The 2,114-nt window shown below is 43.9% G+C and carries 4 protein-coding genes; all 4 read left to right on the top strand.

The window, feature by feature from the left end:
* Positions 1-510, top strand: a 510-nt coding sequence (locus BLT94_RS21625) for a 4Fe-4S binding protein (RefSeq protein WP_139169112.1), incomplete at its 5' end; no start/stop codon positions are given.
* Between the two features lie 62 nt (positions 511-572).
* Positions 573-1,343: a hydrogenase iron-sulfur subunit gene (locus tag BLT94_RS21620; protein WP_083863428.1), complete on the top strand. Its 771-nt coding sequence runs from the start codon at positions 573-575 to the stop codon at positions 1,341-1,343.
* Positions 1,344-1,410: 67 nt separating this feature from the next.
* The gene (locus BLT94_RS21615; RefSeq protein WP_014955900.1) at positions 1,411-1,863 is read left to right on the top strand and encodes a complex I 24 kDa subunit family protein; all 453 of its coding nucleotides are present in this window, start codon (positions 1,411-1,413) and stop codon (positions 1,861-1,863) included.
* A gap of 9 nt (positions 1,864-1,872) precedes the next feature.
* A partial coding sequence (locus BLT94_RS21610; protein ID WP_139169110.1) for a (2Fe-2S) ferredoxin domain-containing protein occupies positions 1,873-2,114 on the top strand: 242 nt, incomplete at its 3' end.

Below are 2,114 nucleotides of genomic sequence, written 5' to 3'. Positions count from 1 at the left end.
ACTGAGTCAACAGAAGAAATAGCCGGTCACTTCAAGGTAACCTTGAGCCCGGATGAGTTTTTCAAAGAAGCCCATGTTAAATTAAAACCGGTTGAGTTTGCCACGGATGGCGTTTTCCTTTGCGGTACAGCTCACTATCCCAAGCATATTCCCGAAACCATTAACCAGGCGTACGGTGCGGCCGGTCGTGTTCTGACACTTTTGTCAAGAGACACGGTTGTTGCCTCAGGTTCTGTTGCCAAAGTAAATGAATATGATTGTGTGTCCTGCGGTGCATGTATTACAGCGTGTACATATGATGCCATTGAGTTCCGTGATACACCCAAAGGCAAAAAAGCCTGGGTAAATCCGATTTTGTGTAAAGGTGATGGTTTGTGTAATGCAAAGTGTCCGACAAATGCCATTGTTTTAAAGCATTTTACCAATGATGCGCTTTTTAATCAGATTGATGCGGCAATTACAAAAGAAGATATCATAGAACAGATGGATGCGGTGCTTGAAAATGTATAGGCGTTATCCCATGAATAAAGCCCGCAATATTTGTAAAGGGGCTATGAATAAAGGAGGAAACAATGAGTACAGGTCTTGAATTTAAACCAAGAATATTAGGTTTTGTATGCCATTGGTGAGCGTATGGTGCTGCTGACCTGGCTGGAGTTTCCAGACTGCAATATGCAAATGAAATGAGGCTTATTAGAGTTATGTGTTCCGGTAGAGTCGACCTGGAATTTATACTCAGAGCCTTTGCAAACGGACAAGACGGTGTGTTTATTGGCGGATGTAAATTGGACGAATGCAATTATGTCACCCATGGCAATTACGATGCCCTTGCCAATACACACATTGCCAGGAAGATATTGGAACACATAGGATTAAACCCGAACCGGCTGAGAACCGAATTTATGTCAGGTGCGGACGGTAATCTTTTAGCAGAATATACCGATGATTTTGCAAGACAGATAAAAGAGTTGGGGCCACTTGGCAAAAGCGAAGGCATGGACGCTGATACAGTAAAGTTCAAGCTTGAAGCCGCCAGGAAACTTGTTCCCTACATGAGGCTGGCAGAAAGAGAAAGACTCAGGGTTCCGTTTAAATCAAAACAAACCTATACCGAGTTTTTCGAAAGCAGTGAAATGAACGCATTGTTTGGTGATATCTTTTCAGATAAACTGGCCGTCAGCCAGATTATGTTGCTCCTGAAAGACAATCCTCTGTCAACCGGTGATATTGCTGAGAAATTAGGTCTTAACCCGTCTGATGTATCCCGGCACATGATCAGTTCATCCCGGCACGGTATGGTTAAATATGATACAGACAGCAAATGTTATCAGCGAGTCCAGTGACCAAATCATAGAATCAATGGGTTGACCAAAGGATCTTGGTAAAGAAAACTATTAGGAATAACGTCTTATGGAAATTGAGAAAGTAGATCAAATTATTGACAAACATAATGGTGAAGTAAGCAGTTTGCTTCAAATAATGCTTGATATTCAAAGTGAAAACAATTGGCTTCCCAAGGAGGCCTTGGGGAGGGTCAGTGAAAAATTAGACGTTCCTTTGACCCGTATCCAGCATATTGCCACCTTTTATAAAGCATTCAGCCTGGTTCCCAAAGGGCGTCATAAAGTCCACATCTGTGTGGGAACCGCCTGTCATGTCCGCGGAGCCACCCGTATTCTTGATACGGTGGAAGAAGCAATCGGTATTAAACCCGGCGAAACAGATCTTGATCTGAAATTCAGCCTGGAAACTGTTAACTGCCTCGGCTGCTGCGCACTGGGCCCTGTGATGGAAGTTGGTGGTAAAGTCCATGGTAAGATGTCACCGGTCAAAACAGCAGAAGCCTTAAAAACTTATGAGTAGGGGAAAATTATGGCGCGGTTAAATACGCCCGGAGAATTAGAAAGCTTCAGGCAAGAAATATTATCCAGAAGAGACCCGAACAATCCCTGCATTTCAATATGTGCCGGTGCCGGTTGTGTTGCCTCAGGCGCAGATGAAGTGATTGAAGCGTTTCATCAGGAAATTGAAAAACAGGGTTTGGCAGCAACAGTCAGTACCAAAGGAACCGGATGTCCGGGATTTTGCGAACGCGGACCTGTTGTGGTCATCTA

Source organism: Desulfobacula phenolica, assembly GCF_900105645.1.
In the GTDB taxonomy this organism is placed as follows: domain Bacteria; phylum Desulfobacterota; class Desulfobacteria; order Desulfobacterales; family Desulfobacteraceae; genus Desulfobacula; species Desulfobacula toluolica.
Note: the sequence above shows the minus strand (reverse complement) of the source record. Positions and strands in the feature narration are given on the sequence as shown.

Bases quoted from the DNA above. Each gene is read 5' to 3' on its own strand.
- BLT94_RS21615 (WP_014955900.1), top strand. From the start codon at position 1,411: ATGGAAATTGAGAAAGTAGATCAAATTATTGACAAACATAATGGTGAA.